The 14,098-nt window shown below is 71.6% G+C and carries 19 protein-coding genes; 9 read left to right on the top strand and 10 right to left on the bottom strand.

The window, feature by feature from the left end; all coding sequences use genetic code 11:
* Nucleotides 1–172 precede the first annotated feature (172 nt).
* The 6 genes from KK097_RS17215 to KK097_RS17195 form a co-directional block, all read right to left on the bottom strand.
* Entirely contained in the window at nt 173–847 is a 675-nt protein-coding gene (locus KK097_RS17215) for a hypothetical protein (protein WP_214545567.1), read from the bottom strand.
* Between the two features lie 2 nt (nt 848–849).
* Nucleotides 850–1,248 carry a PLDc N-terminal domain-containing protein gene (locus tag KK097_RS17210; RefSeq protein ID WP_214529137.1) on the bottom strand — a complete coding sequence of 133 codons (399 nt, stop codon included), beginning with the start codon at nt 1,246–1,248 and terminating at the stop codon, nt 850–852.
* Nucleotides 1,249–1,401: 153 nt separating this feature from the next.
* Nucleotides 1,402–1,842 carry a molybdenum cofactor biosynthesis protein MoaE gene (locus KK097_RS18255; RefSeq protein WP_307858449.1) on the bottom strand — a complete coding sequence of 147 codons (441 nt, stop codon included), beginning with the start codon at nt 1,840–1,842 and terminating at the stop codon, nt 1,402–1,404.
* Nucleotides 1,839–2,351 carry a MogA/MoaB family molybdenum cofactor biosynthesis protein gene (locus tag KK097_RS18250; protein ID WP_250896878.1) on the bottom strand — a complete coding sequence of 171 codons (513 nt, stop codon included), beginning with the start codon at nt 2,349–2,351 and terminating at the stop codon, nt 1,839–1,841. Before KK097_RS18250 ends, KK097_RS18255 begins: the two co-directional genes overlap by 4 nt.
* Nucleotides 2,348–2,836 (bottom strand): cyclic pyranopterin monophosphate synthase MoaC, encoded by a 489-nt coding sequence (moaC, locus tag KK097_RS17200; protein ID WP_214529139.1) that lies wholly within the window; start codon nt 2,834–2,836, stop codon nt 2,348–2,350. The genes KK097_RS18250 and moaC overlap by 4 nt, the downstream gene beginning before the upstream one ends.
* Nucleotides 2,833–4,074, bottom strand: coding sequence for a molybdopterin molybdotransferase MoeA (locus KK097_RS17195; RefSeq protein WP_307858450.1), 1,242 nt, complete (start codon nt 4,072–4,074; stop codon nt 2,833–2,835). Before KK097_RS17195 ends, moaC begins: the two co-directional genes overlap by 4 nt.
* 106 nt (nt 4,075–4,180) lie before the next feature.
* On the opposite strand from KK097_RS17195, the gene KK097_RS17190 reads away from it, so the two are divergent.
* From KK097_RS17190 to KK097_RS17150, 9 genes are all read left to right on the top strand, one after another.
* Nucleotides 4,181–5,101, top strand: a complete 921-nt coding sequence (locus KK097_RS17190; protein WP_214545565.1) for an MTAP family purine nucleoside phosphorylase — start codon at nt 4,181–4,183, stop codon at nt 5,099–5,101.
* Nucleotides 5,098–6,168, top strand: a complete 1,071-nt coding sequence (locus KK097_RS17185; protein ID WP_214545564.1) for an NAD-dependent epimerase/dehydratase family protein — start codon at nt 5,098–5,100, stop codon at nt 6,166–6,168. The genes KK097_RS17190 and KK097_RS17185 overlap by 4 nt, the downstream gene beginning before the upstream one ends.
* 456 nt (nt 6,169–6,624) lie before the next feature.
* A complete protein-coding gene (locus KK097_RS17180) occupies nt 6,625–7,374 on the top strand; it encodes a glycosyltransferase family 2 protein (RefSeq protein ID WP_214545563.1) in 750 nt (249 codons plus the stop codon).
* Nucleotides 7,371–8,048, top strand: a complete 678-nt coding sequence (locus KK097_RS17175; protein WP_307858451.1) for a TIGR04282 family arsenosugar biosynthesis glycosyltransferase — start codon at nt 7,371–7,373, stop codon at nt 8,046–8,048. The genes KK097_RS17180 and KK097_RS17175 overlap by 4 nt, the downstream gene beginning before the upstream one ends.
* Complete coding sequence (locus tag KK097_RS17170; protein WP_214529145.1) at nt 8,045–8,707, top strand: class I SAM-dependent methyltransferase; 663 nt, start codon at nt 8,045–8,047, stop codon at nt 8,705–8,707. Before KK097_RS17175 ends, KK097_RS17170 begins: the two co-directional genes overlap by 4 nt.
* Before the next feature lie 177 nt (nt 8,708–8,884).
* Entirely contained in the window at nt 8,885–9,823 is a 939-nt protein-coding gene (locus tag KK097_RS17165; RefSeq protein WP_214545562.1) for an alpha/beta hydrolase, read from the top strand.
* Nucleotides 9,820–10,983: a sensor histidine kinase gene (locus tag KK097_RS18795; protein WP_214545561.1), complete on the top strand. Its 1,164-nt coding sequence runs from the start codon at nt 9,820–9,822 to the stop codon at nt 10,981–10,983. Before KK097_RS17165 ends, KK097_RS18795 begins: the two co-directional genes overlap by 4 nt.
* Nucleotides 10,980–11,576, top strand: a complete 597-nt coding sequence (locus tag KK097_RS17155) for a response regulator transcription factor (protein ID WP_214545560.1) — start codon at nt 10,980–10,982, stop codon at nt 11,574–11,576. The genes KK097_RS18795 and KK097_RS17155 overlap by 4 nt, the downstream gene beginning before the upstream one ends.
* A 126-nt stretch (nt 11,577–11,702) precedes the next feature.
* The gene (locus KK097_RS17150; RefSeq protein ID WP_128781611.1) at nt 11,703–11,948 is read left to right on the top strand and encodes a hypothetical protein; all 246 of its coding nucleotides are present in this window, start codon (nt 11,703–11,705) and stop codon (nt 11,946–11,948) included.
* A gap of 51 nt (nt 11,949–11,999) precedes the next feature.
* On the opposite strand, the gene KK097_RS18865 is transcribed toward KK097_RS17150, so the two are convergent.
* From KK097_RS18865 to KK097_RS17130, 4 genes are all read right to left on the bottom strand, one after another.
* Nucleotides 12,000–12,392 carry a contact-dependent growth inhibition system immunity protein gene (locus KK097_RS18865; RefSeq protein ID WP_214545559.1) on the bottom strand — a complete coding sequence of 131 codons (393 nt, stop codon included), beginning with the start codon at nt 12,390–12,392 and terminating at the stop codon, nt 12,000–12,002.
* A 30-nt stretch (nt 12,393–12,422) separates the two neighbouring features.
* The gene (locus KK097_RS17140; RefSeq protein WP_214545558.1) at nt 12,423–12,743 is read right to left on the bottom strand and encodes a contact-dependent growth inhibition system immunity protein; all 321 of its coding nucleotides are present in this window, start codon (nt 12,741–12,743) and stop codon (nt 12,423–12,425) included.
* 303 nt (nt 12,744–13,046) lie between these two features.
* Nucleotides 13,047–13,385 (bottom strand): contact-dependent growth inhibition system immunity protein, encoded by a 339-nt coding sequence (locus tag KK097_RS17135; protein WP_214545557.1) that lies wholly within the window; start codon nt 13,383–13,385, stop codon nt 13,047–13,049.
* 8 nt (nt 13,386–13,393) lie between these two features.
* A partial coding sequence (locus tag KK097_RS17130; protein WP_214545556.1) for an RNase A-like domain-containing protein occupies nt 13,394–14,098 on the bottom strand: 705 nt, incomplete at its 5' end.

Here is a 14,098-nt window from a genome sequence, read left to right as displayed (position 1 = left end):
GGGCGGTTCGGGCGGGTTGCTGGGCCCGTGCGGCCGGCTCTCGTCGCACGGTGCGCGCGTGTTCGAGTGGTGCGAGGTTGCCCGCTCGGTGCGAGCCTGTAGCGGCGCACGGAGCGCGCAACCTCGCACCAGCCGGCAGACCGCGCACGGTGCGTCGGCCTGGAGGCCCGGGTCAGCTAGCGGGGGCCGGCTCGGCCCCGGCGCGGGGCTCGGTCTCCTGCAGGAACGCTCGCCACTGCCGCCGCTTGCGGACGGTCCAGAGCAGCATCGCGAGGAAGAACACGGTGAGGAGCGCGTACAGCAGCCCGAACCACGTCGTCCAGTTGAGCAGGAACTGCGCGAACGCGAACGGCGTCCATCCGAGGGCGAGCCAGAACGTCGATGTCGCCTGACTGAGTCGACGGCCAGCGAGTGCGACGAGCGCGGCCCGGTGCTGCGGGTCGGCGGGCTGCTGCCCACGAGCCATGCGCTCGATCCGTCGGCGATCGGCACGGGGAAGCCCGAGCATCGGGTCGGAGAGCGCGCTCTGGAACTGTCCACCGCCCCGGACGATTGCGGTGACCCAGCAGACCGGGCCAGCGATCATGAGGGGGAGGATGACGAAGAACGTCCAGTCGGGCAGGTCTGCGCCGGCCTGCGGAAGGTCCAACCTGGGCAGGTAGGCCGCGCCGAGCCACCCGGCCGTGGCTGCTGCGACCACGGCCACGCCGATCACGATGATCCGCCGGACCATCGAACGGCGGACGCGCGGTCCGGCTGGCGCCCCCGCGAGACGGTCCTCGACCTGCTGCCAGGTCTCATTCGAGACCGTGGCGGCGGTCGCGTTCTGCGCAGCCGGAACGGACACGGTCAGCTCGCGGGAGCGGTGTCGCCCTCGCCCGCGGCTTCCTTCGCGCGCTTCAGGCGGGCCTGCGCCTCCCAGTACTCGATCTCGCGCTCGAGCTCGGCGAGCTCCTGCTCGGTACCGGTCACGCGCTTCTCCCCATGGGCGCTGCGGGCATCGCCCAGGGTGGCGTACCGGTCCTCGTGGCGGGTGGGCTCGATGTACCGGCCGTGGTTCCGTTCACCCGGAGTCCAGTCGTGGCCGATGGCGAACCAGACGATGCTGCCGACGACGGGGACCAGGATCACGAGGATCACCCACGCGATCTTCGGCAGGCCGCGGACCTGGTCGTCCGTCTTGGTCAGGATGTCGATCAGGGCGAAGACCAGCAGGACGACGGTGATCCCGGACAGCAAGACGCTCATGTTCGCGATTCTATGGATCCGCTTGGAGTCTGACCATTCCCCGAACGAGCGTCGCGGTTGCGAAGGTGCACAGGGTGGGCATCAAGGTACCGGCGGGCGAGCACGATGGACTGTCCACCACCGTCAGTTCGGCGTTCGTCGGTTCGGCCGCGGTCACAGCGCCGCCACCCACTCGTCCGTGCCGTCGGTGAACCGCTGGTGCTTCCAGATCGGCACGCGCTCCTTCACCAGGTCGACCAGCGCACCGCAGGCGGCGAACGCCTGCGCCCGGTGCGACGACGACACTGCTGCGGCGAGCGCGACGTCCCCGATGCCGAGCGCCCCCACGCGGTGCAGCACCGCGATCCGGACGTCGGGGTGGTCCTCGGCGATGGTGCGGGCGACCTCGGTGATGACGTCGCCGGCGCTCGGGTGCCGCTCGTAGTCGAGCGCGGTGACGCCCTTGCCACCGTCGTGGTCACGGACGATGCCGGCGAAGGTCACCACGGCTCCGTCCTGTTCGGTGGCAACCACGGCTGCGACCTCGTCGACGCTGACGTCGCGGTCGACGAGGTCGGCAAGCACGACCCGTGCGGCGGCGTCGGTGGTGCTCACGAGGCGCTCCGCGGGGTGTGGCCCTCGCCGTGTACCTGTGCGACGACGTGGTCGAGCACACCGTCGAGCACGGCGAGCCCGTCCGACACGCCACCGCGCGACCCGGGCAGGGTGACGAGCAGACAGCCGGCGTTCGTGACCCCGGCGACACCGCGGGTGAGCAGCGCGGTCGGGCCGGCACCCGCGAGGCCACGTCGACGGATCTCCTCGGTGATGCCCGGCAGTTCGAGGTCGATCAGGCCAGCGACGGCCTCGGGGGTCCGGTCGGTCGGGGTGACCCCGGTGCCGCCGGTGGTGATGACGACCCGGGCGTCGGCGAGGAGTTCCGCGGTGACGGTCTCGGTGATCGCGCCGCCGTCGGGGACGATGATCGGGTCGCTCGTGGTGAACCCATGGTCGCGCAGCCAGTCGGCGATGACGGGTCCGGTGCGGTCGAGTGCGGGGTCGGCGGCGGCCTGCGTGGACACGACGACGACGGCGGCCCGGCCCCTGGTCGGCTCGGCGGTCATCGGTTGCTCCAGTCCCCGGAGCGTCCGCCGTGCTTCTCGAGCACGCGGACATCCGTGATCACGGCCGCTCGGTCGACGGCCTTCACCATGTCGTACACCGTCAGGGCGGCGACGCTCGCCCCGGTCAGGGCTTCCATCTCGACGCCGGTGCGCGAGGTCGTGCGGACCGACACCTCGATCAGCACGCGGTCATCGGAGCCGGTGATGTCGACCTGGACGCCGGCGATCGGCAGCGGGTGGCACAGCGGGATCAGGTCCGACGTCTTCTTCACGGCCATGATCGCGGCGATCCGGGCCGTGCCGACGACTTCACCCTTGGGCAGCGAGCCGTCGAGGATGCGTGCGACGACGTCGGGTCGGGTGACGACGGTGGCGGTGGCGGTGGCCGACCGGTCCGTGACGTCCTTCGCGGAGACGTCGACCATGTGCGCGCTGCCGTCGGCGCGGACGTGCGACAGCTGGTCGGAGGCGGACGAGTCGGTCATCGGAGGCTCCAGACGGTCAGGGGGTCGCCGGGTTCGACGGTGTCGACTCCCACGGGGACGTGCACCAGGTGCGTGGCGGCCGCGTAGTGGACGAGCAGGTGCGAACTCGGGCCGCCCACGAAGTGCACGGCCCCGTCCTGCACCCGGCCGCGCCGGACCTGGTGCTTGCCGACGGGTGAGGCGGCAGCGGACGCAGCCGGCAGGACCTGGGCGGGTCGGTCGGCCGCGAGCCCGACGGCATCGGCGAGCAGCGGGCGCAGGAACACCTCGAACGAGACGAGCGCCGACACCGGGTTACCGGGGAAGGACACGACCGGAACGGCACGAGCGACACCGCCGGCTCCGAACACGACGCTGCCGAACGCCTGCGGCCCACCGGGTTGCATCGCGACCGGCGTCACCGCGAGCCCGCGGCGTTCGAGCGCCTGCCGCACGACCTCGTACGCCCCGGCGCTGATGCCCCCGGTGGTGAGCACGAGGTCGGCCCAGTTCCCCACGGCCGCATCGAGGGCCCGGTCGAAGGCAGCGACGTCGTCGGGCACCCGGACGGTCCGCGGGTCCGCTCCGACCTGGGCGAGCGCAGCCCGCAGCGCGATGCCGTTGGCGTCGCCGATCGTCGCCGCGTCGGCATCGGCGCCCTGCAGTTCGGATCCGGTCGACACGACGAGGACCCGCAGCGGTCGGCGCACGAGCACGGTCGCCACCCCGGCAGAGGCGAGCGCGCCGAGCAAGGCCGGTGTCACCGGGGCCCCGGCCGGTGCGAGTTCGGCGCCCGTGGCCAGGTCGCTGCCGGTGGCCCGCACGAAGGTGCCGGCGGTCAGGTCACCGGGCACCGTCACCCGGGGCAGCTCGAGCGCGGCCGGGAACGCGCCGGGCTCGGTCGCCTCGACCGGGAACACCGCGTCGGCTCCCGCCGGGATCCGCGCGCCGGTCATGATGGGCGCCGCCGTGCCGGGCTCGAGGGGCTCGGGCACGACGCCGGCCGGGATCGGAGCGACGACCCGGACGTCGTGCCCGGCGTCGACGACCCGCGCGGCGAACCCGTCCATCTGACTGTTGTCGAACGGCGGCAGCGGCACCGGCGACACGACGGGCGCGGCGAGCACACGATGCACGAACCCGACACGCGCACCGGCACCGGCGAGCTCGTCGAGCGGCCGTTCTTCTGCTCCGAGGCCCGCCACCACCGGCGCGAGCAACGCCGCCAGGTCGTCGCGGTGCTGACCGATCGTTCGCACAGGTGCCTCCGAACAGGGGTTGGTGGCGCCGCTCCCGGTTCGCCCGGTGGCGCCGTCAGTAGCGTATCCAGCGCGCAGCCCGCGCCGACGACCAACCGGAGGACCTGTGGAGAACGACGAAGCCGTGACGATCGGTGTCATCGGAGGCTCCGGCCTCTACCAGCTGTTCGAAGAGGGCACCGCCGACGAGCTCGACGTCCCGACCCCGTTCGGCCCGACGTCGAGCCCGATCAGCATCGGCACGATGGCCGGACGTCGGGTCGCGTTCCTGACCCGGCACGGCCGCGAGCACTCCGTCGCCCCGCACCGCATCAACCACCGCGCGAACGTCTGGGCGCTCCGCTCGCTCGGTGTCCGCGCCATCGTGTCCTCGAGCGCCGTCGGCGGCCTGCACCCCGACTACGCCCCTGGGACCTTCGTCGTCACCGACCAGCTCATCGACCGCAGCTGGGGTCGCGCCGACACGTTCTTCGAGGACGACGTCCAGCACCTGTCGTTCGCCGACCCGTTCGACCCGACGCTCCGACGCGCGGCGATCGAGGCCGTCTCCGGGCTCGACGTGCCGTTCCGTCCGACCGGCACGTGCGTCGTCATCCAGGGGCCCCGGTTCTCCACCCGCGCCGAGTCCGTCTGGCTCCGCCAGGCCGGAGGCCACACCGTCAACATGACGATGACGCCCGAGGTCCCGCTCGCCGCCGAACTCGGCATCGCCACCGTGAACCTGTCGTTCGTCACCGACGCCGACGCCGGCCTGGCCCCGACCGAGGACGAGGCCGCCGCCGCCGCCGCAGCCGCAGCCAGCGGCCCCGACGTCGACGACGCCGGGGCCGTCGTCACCCACGCGCTCGTCATGGAACGCCTCGCCCGCGCCAACGAGGTCATCGTCCGAGCCATCGGCCAGATCGTCGCCGCCATCCCCGCCGACTTCACCCCGCGCGAACTCGTCCCGACCAGCGCGAGCGCCAGCATCATGCAGGCCCAGCCCACGGCAACGAAGGCCCAGCCCGCCACGGGTGCCACCGCATGAGCCGCCTCCTCGTCACCGGGGGCGCCGGCTTCATCGGCTCCGCGATCGTCCGCCGCGCCCTGGCCGACGGCCACGAGGTCCGCGTCCTCGACTCCCTGCGCGACGACGTGCACGGCGACCCCGCCGAGGTCGTCCGCGCCCACCAGCAGCAGGGCATCGCGTTCGTGCACGGCGACGTCCGCGACCGGGTCGCCCTCGACGCCGCCCTCGACGGCATCGACGTCGTGTGCCACCAGGCCGCCAAGGTCGGCCTCGGCGTGGACTTCCAGGACGCCCCCGACTACGTCTCGTCGAACGACGCCGGCACCGCCCACGTCCTCGCCGGCATGGACCGGCACGACATCGGCCGGCTCGTCGTCGCCAGCTCGATGGTCGTCTACGGCGAGGGCGCCTACACCACCGCCTCCGGCGACCCCACGCGTCCGCCGGCCCGCCGCCGCGAGGACCTCGACGCCGGCCGCTTCGACCCCATCGGCCCGGACGGGCAGCCCCTGCTGCCCGGCCTGATCGACGAGTCCGCCGCGCTCGACCCCCGCAACGTGTACGCGCAGACGAAGGTCGCGCAGGAGCACCTCGCCTCGAGCTGGGCCCGCGCCACGGGGGGCCGCGCGATCGCGCTCCGGTACCACAACGTCTACGGACCCGGCATGCCGGCGAACACCCCCTACGCCGGTGTCGCGTCCCTGTTCCGCTCGGCATTGGCCCGCGGCGAGGCACCCCGCGTCTTCGAGGACGGCGCCCAGCGACGCGACTTCGTGCACGTCGACGACGTCGCCGGCGCGAACGCCGCCTCGATCGCCGCGACCGCAGACCTGCCGTCGGACACGTTCCGCGCGTACAACGTCGGCTCGGGCACCGTGCACACGATCGGCGACATGGCCGCGGCGATCGCCGGACCCGACGGCCCGCAGCCGGTCGTCACGGGCGAGTACCGCCTTGGCGACGTCCGCCACGTCACGGCGAGTTCCGCCCGCATCGCCGACGAGCTCGGCTGGCACGCCGAGGTCGACTTCGCGGCCGGCATGCGCGACTTCGCGACGGCTCCGCTCCGGAGCGCCGTCCGCTAGCCACAACGAGTGAGCAGAAGACGTCGGGTCACGCCCCGCGACCCGACATCTTCTGCTCACCAAGCGAGCGAAGCGAGCCGAGCGAGCCCCCGAGCCGAGCGGGCCCCGCGCACGAAACGCGCCCACCCGCCGGACGGGAGGCCCGTGACGACCCCGCCCCGCGCCTCCCGTCCGCCGTCCCCGCGCCCACGGCCACGCAGGACGCCGTCGTGTCGGCAAGACGCCCCCTGGTGCGCGAGACGCCGCCGGATTCGGCGGCGTCCCGACGACACGACGGCGTCTTGCGACACCCAGAACGCACGACGCGAGTGCCCCCGTCCCCCGTTCTGGGGACCGGATGCACGCCGAACGCGCTGAACGACCAGGACCCGGCAGTTTCCTGTACCCCGCGGGCTGTCGTCGTGTTGTGTCGAGGACATGCCAGGACAGACCCGTCGATCCGACCGACCGCACCGAATGACGGACATGACTGTCGACGTGATCCTCCCGTGCCTCGACGAGGCGGACGCCCTGCCGAAGGTCATCGCACGGCTCCCCACGGGCTACCGGGCCATCGTCGTCGACAACGGATCGACGGACGGGTCCGCCGATGTCGCCCGCGCCCACGGCGCCCTCGTGGTGACGGAACCCGTCAAGGGCTTCGGCTCGGCCTGCGCCGCCGGGGTCGCCGCGGCGACCGCCGACTTCGTCGCCTTCTGCGACGCCGACGCCTCGATGGACCCCGCCGAGCTCCCGCCGCTCGTCGACCGCGTGGCCAGCGGCCGCGTGGACCTGGCTCTCGGCCGCCGCGTCCCGACCGGTCGGGGCGCCTGGGCGCCGCACGCGCGCTTCGCGAACCGGGTCCTCGCCGTCCTCATGCACCGCGCCACCGGCTACCGCCTGCGCGACCTCGGCCCGATGCGCGTCATGCGCCGCGAGGACCTCCTCTCCCTCGACCTGCGCGACCGCCGCAGCGGCTACCCGCTCGAGATGGTCCTGGCCGCCCACGCCGCCGGCTGGCGCGTCGACGAGTCCGACATCGGGTACGCGCAGCGGATCGGTGACAGCAAGGTCACCGGCACGCTCCGCGGCACGGTCAACGCGGTGCGGGACATGTCCCGTCTGCTCCGTGCGTACCGCCGGGAGGCCCGTGTCCGGGTCGTCGCACCGGGTCCGCTCCGCCAGGCGGCCGAGTCCACCCCCGTGGTCGAGGAGGCCCGCTCGTGACCACCCTCCCGACCGACGGCATCAGCACCGTGGCCGACGGCGTGTCCGTCCCGGTGACCGTCGCGGTCGTCGCGAAGGAGTGCCTGCCTGGCAAGGTGAAGACCCGGCTGACGCCGGCGCTCTCCCCCGAGGGTGCCGCGCGCGTCGCGTCCGCGAGCCTCGCCGACACCCTGGCGACCGTCCGCGCCCTGCCCGCAGCACGTCGGGTCCTGTTCTTCGACGGCGACGTCGTACCGGAGTCGGCCGAGGGGTTCGACGTGCTGCACCAGCCCGGTGGCGGCCTCGACGAGCGCCTCGGGTTCCTGTTCGACGCCATCGACGGCCCGCTGCTGCTCGTCGGCATGGACACCCCGCAGGTGTCCGCCTCGGACCTCGCCCCGGTGTTCGACGACGCCGCCCGCGACGCCTGGTTCGGCCCGGCCGAGGACGGCGGCTTCTGGTCGCTGTACCTGCGAGAGCCCACCGGCGACCTGCTGCGCGGCGTCCCGATGTCGCGCGACGACACCGGTGCCGTCCAGCTCGCACGACTGACCGACGCCGGCCTCGACGTGGGCGTGCTCGGCGAACTGCTCGACGTCGACACGATCCCCGACGCCGAACGGGTCGCCGACCTCGCACCCGACTCCGACTTCACCCGAGCACTCCGTGCCGAGACCGTGGGGGGCACCCGATGACCATGCACGCACCCGTCTCCTTCGGTGCCGGTGGCGGCGAGCCGTACGCCCGGGCCCTCCGCACCGACGGCCACCTGCGCCTGACCGACCCCGACCGCCCGGACGCCGTCACCACGATGGACGTCGGCCGCTGGAGCGCCGCCGCCGACCGCGTCGACCGCTCGCTGCTCGACGACGTCGACGGCGGGGTCATCGACATCGGCTGCGGCCCGGGCCGGATGCTCGTCGCCGCACGCTCCCGGGGCATCCCGGCGCTCGGCGTGGACGTCTCCGCCGAGGCCGTCGCCATCGCGGAACGTTCCGGCGGCACAGCCCTGCAGGGCTCCGTGTTCGACGCGGTGCCCGACGAGGGCCACTGGGACACCGCGCTCGTGATCGACGGCAACATCGGCATCGGTGGCGACCCGACGGCCCTGCTCGCTCGGTGCCGCGAGATCGTGCGGGCTGGCGGCCGGGTCATCGTCGAGACGAACCCCGAAGCCGCGGCTGACCGGGTCTACACGGCCCGGGTCGTGGATGCCGACGGCAACGAGAGCGCCGGGTTCCCCTGGGCCGAGGTCGGGCTCGACGCCCTGCACCGGCACGCGGCGGACGCCGGACTGGTCGCGCGGCAGAGCTGGACGGCCGAGGGCCGGAACTTCTGCGAGCTGCTGGCCTGAGCGGGCCGCCGGCCGCGGACCGCGGGTCGCGGGTCGCGGCCGGGTCGACCGTGACATCCGTCACGATCGATCGTGACACCGGGGCACATCCGCTCCGGCGCTCGCACCGTTTGACTGATCGGACCCGCCGCGCGCACCCTGCGCGGCCCGATCGAGACGAGCACCGTGCGGAAGCCCATGCGCATCACCCTGATCACCCTCGGCGCGCTGGTGGCGGTCCCGGTGCTCGCCCTGGCGACCACGACGGTCGTCAACGTCGTCGCGACGCACGCCGAGGCGTCCGACATCAAGGACTACGGCGAGCGCGTGCCCGTCGACGGCAAGCAGATGAACGTCGTCGTCCGCGGGACCGGCACCACCTCCGGCACCGGGACGATCGTGCTCCTGCCCGGGCTCGGCACCGCGGCACCGGGACTCGACTTCGGGCCGCTCATCGACCAGCTCGCCCGCACCCACCGGGTCGTCGCCGTCGAACCGTTCGGCACCGGCCTGAGCGACCAGACCGACGTCCCGCGGACCGCCGCGAACATCATCCGCGAGGTGCACGAGGCCCTGCAGCACCTGCACGTCGACCGGTACGTGCTGATGGGTCACTCGGTCGCGGGCATCTACGCCCTGCCCTACACGGAGGCGTACCGCGACGAGGTCACCGCCTTCGTCGGCATCGACAGCAGCGTGCCCGAGCAGTCGAGCTGGGACGAGCCGATCCCGACCGGGGCGATCGTGGCGCTCGACCGGCTCGGCGTGCTGCGTGCGGTGAGCGGCCTCTCGCCGGACACGTACGGCGACGCCTACGACGACGCGACGAAGCGGCAGATGCAGCTGCTCTCCGCGAAGAACGGCGCCGCCCCGACGATGATCGACGAGATGGACCACGCGCCGCAGAACTTCCGGTCGGTGGCGGACTCCACGTTCCCTGCCGACCTGCCCGTGCTGTTGTTCGTGCGGACGAACGACACCGACGTGCCGCACTGGGTCCGACTGCACGAGCGCCAGGCGGCGAGCGTCGACCACGGCCGGGTGATCGGTCTCGTCGGCGACCACTACCTGCACCACACCCTGTCGGAGCGGATCGCCAGGGACACCGACGCGGTCCTCGCTACCCTGAGCGAGTGACGCACCCCGGGCAGGAGCGGCCCCGCGCCGACGCCGACGTCCGGGTCGTCCGCTGGTCCTCGGTCGCGTCGCTGTGGCTCGTGGTGCTGGTGGGCGGCGGCGCGCAGGTCCTGATCGGCACCGACGGTCCGCCGACGGCGCGCACCCCCGTGCTCGTCGTGCTCACCGTCGCCGCGACGGTGACGGCGCTCGCATCGATCCCGCTGCTGCTCCGTCCCGCCGGTGCGGCGTCGGCACGCCACCCGGCCGTGCTCGCCCTGCTGGTGCTCGCGGTCGCCACGGGGGTGGTGGCGCTCGTCCCGTCGGCGACCGGCTCCGCGTGGTCGTTCACCCTGGCGATCGCAGGCGGCACGGTCGGCTGCCTGCTGCGTGGGTGGGCCCGGGTCACCGTGCTCGCCGGCACCGTCGTTCTGCTCGTCGGGGCGGCCGACGCCCGCGCCGAGCCCGCCGAACTGGTCCTGGTCGGGACCCTCGCGCTCTTCGCCCTGATGCCGCTGAGCGTCGTGTGGATCCACCGCGTCGTGCTCCGGCTCGAAGCCGCTCGTCGCACCGCGTCCGACCTCGCAGTCGCCGAGGAACGACTCCGCTTCGCGACCGACCTGCACGACATCCAGGGCCACCACCTGCAGGTCATCGCCCTGAAGAGCGAGCTCGCCGAACGGCTGCTCGACGCCGACCCCGAGCGTGCCCGGGGTGAGCTGTCCGACATCCGGACCGTGGCGCGGGAAGCGCTCGAGGACACCCGGGCGCTCGTCGGCGGCTACCGCACCGTGACGGTGGCGGTCGAGGCCCGGAACGCCGCAGCTGTCCTGCGGTCGGCGGGGGTCGACTGCCGCGTGCGGCTCGAGACTGCCGGCATGCCCGACGCGGTCGGCGCCCTGTTCGCCGTCGCGATCCGCGAGGCCGCGACGAACACCATCCGGCACAGCCACGCCAGCACCGCGTCGATCGAGCTGCTGCCCGACGGCGACGCCTGGCGACTCACGGTGGCGAACGACGCACCGCGGTCGTCCGGAAGACACGGTACCGGCACCGGCATCGACGGGCTCCGACAGCGGGTCGCGACGCACGGCGGGACGGTCGACGTCGACCGGAGCGAGGACCGGTTCGCCCTCCTCGTGCGCATCCCGGTACCTGCACGAGCGGCGGTGCGCCCGTGATCAGGATCGTCATCGCCGACGACGAGGAACTCATCCGTGGCGCGCTCGTCGCCCTGCTCGGCCTGGAACCCGACCTCGAGGTCGTCGCCGACGTCCCCGACGGTGCCGCAGCGGTGGCCGCAGCCCGGAGACACCTGCCGGACGTCGTCCTGCTCGACCTCGAGATGCCCGTCCTCGACGGCATCGAGGCCGCCCGTGCGCTGTCGGACGCGATGCCCACCGTGATCGTCACCCGCCACGCGCGGCCGGGGACCCTCCGGCGCGCCCTGTCCGCCGGGGTCCGCGGCTTCGTCCCGAAGTCCACACCCGCGTCGCGGCTGGCCGAGATCATCCGTGACGTGGCGGCGGGCGAGCGGTACATCGACGCCGGTCTCGCGGCGGCCGCGCTCACCGAGGACGAGAGCCCGCTCACCCCGCGCGAGGCCGACGTCCTGCGCTGCACCCGTGACGGGCTCGCGACGAAGCAGATCGCCCGGGAGCTCTCGCTCGCACACGGCACGGTCCGGAACCACCTGTCGGCGGCGATCGCAAAACTGCACGTCGACAACCGCGTCGCAGCCGCCGCCCTGGCGTGGGACCGAGGGTGGATCTGACCGCAGAACGCATCCTTGTTTTGCACGATGCAAGACAAGCGCGTAGAGTGGTGGTCATCCAGCCGACGGCGTCGCGGTCGCCGGCTCGGCGACCCGCAGACCTCGGCACGACGACGAGGAGCACCCATGCAGAACCGTCAGAACCCCCTGGGCGGCGCCTACGTGACCGGCCTCGAGACCCGCGCCGAGCTCGGTGCCTTCACCGGCGACGCGACCCGCAGCCCGATCGGCAGCTACACCGGCACCGGCATCGGCCGCGCACTCGGCCGCTTCGTCGACACGCAGTTCCGCCGTCCCGGCACCGCGACGTCCTCGACGCGCACCGTGACCGGCTCGTTCCGCACGGCGACCGGTTCGTTCCGCACCGCCTGAGGCACCTGCCTCCCCAGACCGCGAGCGGTCGTCCACCCCGGGGGTCCCCCCTCAACCCGGGTCGGGCGGCCGCTCGCTTCGTGCACGAACCGCGACCTTCCTGGCGAAATCATCGTTCCGCTGTCTACTGACGCAAACGATGCGACACAGCCAGCAGCCCCCTCGGCCGCTCATTCCTGCATGAGCGCGTGGGCCGACGCCGGTCTCACTCGCACGGATCACCTCGTCGGCCTCAGTTTCCGATCGAGTCGCGAGGAACGCTTCGATCGGCTCCACGCGGGCCGACCGCAGGTGGTGAGGCTCGTCGTCGAGAAGGTCCTCACAGACGTTTTCGACACCGTTGCAGTGCTCTCGCCAGTCTTGGTCGAAGACCGCGCCGAGGAGATCTCGGACCAGCGGGTACTCCCGCAGTTCAGTTCGATACTCCGAGACCAGCCCCTCCATCACACTCGGGTCGGACTCAGCGGCCAGCGGTCATGCATCCGCCGCGTCCGGTCCGGAGATGCGTCGGATGAGGGAGTCGCCCCAACCGAGAGCGCTTACGTTCGCATCGACCTCCGGTCGAAAACCACTTCCCATCGAACTCAACCGGTCGACCACGTCGGCTTCGGTGCACTTCGCCCGGATCTCGAGAAGCTCGGGCAACAGTGCATTCCTCGTTGCCGGGAAGTCATCCAGGGCTTCAGCCAGAACGTGATCGACCGAAGGCCATTCGTCCCTCCAGTCCTGGTTGAACGCACCCCCCATCAACGAGTCGAATGCGGGGTACTGAAGCGAAGGTCCCAAGTGGTTCACCACTACTCCTCGATCGGCGGGGAGGCCGCAAGCAGGCACAGCGCTGCGCTGCGCTGCGAGCCGCGCGCACGGGGTCGAGCAGCGCCACGTCCGCGCAGACCGTGACCCCAGGGACGCGAGCCTAACAACCGTTCGCGAGCGGTCGACCGTGAACCGCTCACTCGCAAGCCGTCGCTGATTGGCTTGCGGTTCTCATTCAGGAGCGCGTCCACCTGAGACTCCGTACCCCCCTCCGTCTGGTCCACTCTCGCTGGTGGAAGGTGACGCTGGTGCCGCTCGCCGACGCTCTGCAGCCACCGCCGGTCATCGAGACCGACCTTCAATCCGGTCCATTCGCGCCTGCACGCGCGCGCGGAGAGCTTGGAGCCACTCGCTGGGCTCCTGGTTGACATCGAGCTTCGGAGAGAACCCGGAGTAATTCACGGAAATAAACTGCAGTATGTCGGCGTCAGTATGCAGGTGTTCAACAAGTACTGCAGAGTCAGCGTCAAGCTGCGATACCTGCTGCAGGGGCGCCTGATCGATTGCGGCTCGCCAAACGTCCTCGGCAGAATCCCAATCATCTTGCCAGTCTTGGTGAAAGGCTCCACTCAAGATAGAAGAGATCAGTGGCGTTCGGGCCTTCACGGCTTTGATGTCCATTTCCATCCTCAAGGAATCGGGTAGGAGGAACGAATTTTATAGTACGGGGGGCCAGAGGGATCGTATTTAATCGCTATCAGAACCGTCTTCCCGTTGTACATGCGATTCCCCGAGAGCTCGGGGTCGAAACCCCGGCCGAGGGTATTCCCACTGGGCCACTCAAAACTCTTCGGAATATTAGCAACGCGACCGTCGCGAACGTTCTCGATCCACCGCAAAATCGCCTCGTGATTGTAATCGAGTGTTTTTGCGATGACCTCATCGACTGTGCTGCGATCCACCGTGTACGCACTGCTCGGGCGCTTCTCGTCAAAGCGGGATCGGAGCTCTTCATCGAAATCACTGCCCTCCCGGCCGGTTCTGAGGTGTCGAGACTCGACGTGCCCTCCGGCTTGATCGACTCCCTTGATCCCACCCTGATCGGTGAACCAACGCGACTCGATACCGTGCCGATCGAACTCCGGGTGCGCGAGCTGGTACGCCTCGACCTTGTCATCCCACATCTGCTTGAAGGCAGCGTCGTCCAGAGGATTCCCACCAACTTCGTGATGACGCGACCACTCAGCGAAGCTCTCGTCGAAGCGCCGAGCGAGTTCGTCGAGATGCTCTCGAGCGACTCCGCGCGCCGACCACTCCTCGACGGACTTCGACAAGTCCCGCGCCCCGAGCTTCCCCAGCACCGATGCGAGCTCCTCCGCACGACCCGCCCGCCC

Origin of the sequence: Curtobacterium flaccumfaciens, from assembly GCF_018598405.1 — a bacterium.
GTDB lineage: Bacteria > Actinomycetota > Actinomycetes > Actinomycetales > Microbacteriaceae > Curtobacterium > Curtobacterium aurantiacum.
This window is presented reverse-complemented; position numbering and strand designations above follow the sequence as displayed.

Coding starts and splice junctions, on each gene's coding strand:
- KK097_RS17210 (WP_214529137.1), bottom strand. CDS start 1,248: ATGAGCGTCTTGCTGTCCGGGATCACCGTCGTCCTGCTGGTCTTCGCC.
- KK097_RS18250 (WP_250896878.1), bottom strand. CDS start 2,351: ATGACCGCCGAGCCGACCAGGGGCCGGGCCGCCGTCGTCGTCGTGTCC.
- moaC (WP_214529139.1), bottom strand. CDS start 2,836: ATGACCGACTCGTCCGCCTCCGACCAGCTGTCGCACGTCCGCGCCGAC.
- KK097_RS17185 (WP_214545564.1), top strand. CDS start 5,098: ATGAGCCGCCTCCTCGTCACCGGGGGCGCCGGCTTCATCGGCTCCGCG.
- KK097_RS17180 (WP_214545563.1), top strand. CDS start 6,625: ATGACGGACATGACTGTCGACGTGATCCTCCCGTGCCTCGACGAGGCG.
- KK097_RS17170 (WP_214529145.1), top strand. CDS start 8,045: ATGACCATGCACGCACCCGTCTCCTTCGGTGCCGGTGGCGGCGAGCCG.
- KK097_RS17165 (WP_214545562.1), top strand. CDS start 8,885: ATGCGCATCACCCTGATCACCCTCGGCGCGCTGGTGGCGGTCCCGGTG.
- KK097_RS17150 (WP_128781611.1), top strand. CDS start 11,703: ATGCAGAACCGTCAGAACCCCCTGGGCGGCGCCTACGTGACCGGCCTC.
- KK097_RS18865 (WP_214545559.1), bottom strand. CDS start 12,392: ATGGAGGGGCTGGTCTCGGAGTATCGAACTGAACTGCGGGAGTACCCG.
- KK097_RS17135 (WP_214545557.1), bottom strand. CDS start 13,385: ATGGACATCAAAGCCGTGAAGGCCCGAACGCCACTGATCTCTTCTATC.